A 688-nucleotide genomic window follows, 5' to 3' on the forward strand; every position below is an offset into this window, starting at 1 on the left:
GCATAACGGCGAGATCGTCGCATACGAGATGGCCAGGCGTCCGTTGTTCGAGATGGTAAGCAAAATGCTCAAGAAGGCGTTTGCTCGACTCGGCCCCAAGGACCGACCGATCCTGCATTCGGATCAGGGCTGGCAATACCAAATGGCGTCCTATCGATCGATGCTCAAGCAGCGCAGTGTCCGTCCCAGTATGTCGCGCAAAGGTAACTGCCTCGACAACGCTGCCATGGAGAGCTTCTTCGGCATCCTAAAGTCCGAATTCTTCTACCTGAACAAGTTCACCAGCATCGAGCAACTGCAGGATGGACTGCGCCAATACATTCACTACTACAATCATGACCGCATCAAGCTCAARCTAAAAGGGCTGAGTCCCGTGAAATACAGGACTCAGCCCTTTCCGGCCTAGCCATCAACCGTCCAACTTCTGGGGGTCAGTTMAGAGTCCCGGGCTTTTTCTTTGCTGTCGACGATCAACAACTCAGTCGTGCCTCACCCCGATCAACCGGGCGAACGACGCCGCCGAGTMATCCAGCGCCCCGCTATTGTCGATCTCGACCAGCTTGCAGCCGACCGGCACGTCGAACGCCTGCCCCGCGCGCGCCAGACGTTGCGCGATCGCCGCTTCGGACTCCCGCCCCCGCTGGCGCAGGCGCGCCGCCAGGGCCTCGGGCTTCACGCGCACGTGCAC

At 59.3% G+C, this 688-nt stretch carries 2 protein-coding genes; one reads left to right on the plus strand and one right to left on the minus strand.

Annotation, left to right across the window (positions count from 1 at the left end):
- On the plus strand, positions 1 to 406 hold a 406-nt coding region (locus AC1U89_RS24525; protein ID WP_476956213.1), incomplete at its 5' end, for an IS3 family transposase.
- A 72-nt stretch (positions 407 to 478) separates the two neighbouring features.
- On the opposite strand, the gene AC1U89_RS24530 is transcribed toward AC1U89_RS24525, so the two are convergent.
- The coding region (locus AC1U89_RS24530) for a hypothetical protein (protein WP_479902217.1) at positions 479 to 688 on the minus strand (210 nt) is incomplete at its 5' end.

This window comes from Caulobacter sp. 05T431, assembly GCF_056665975.1.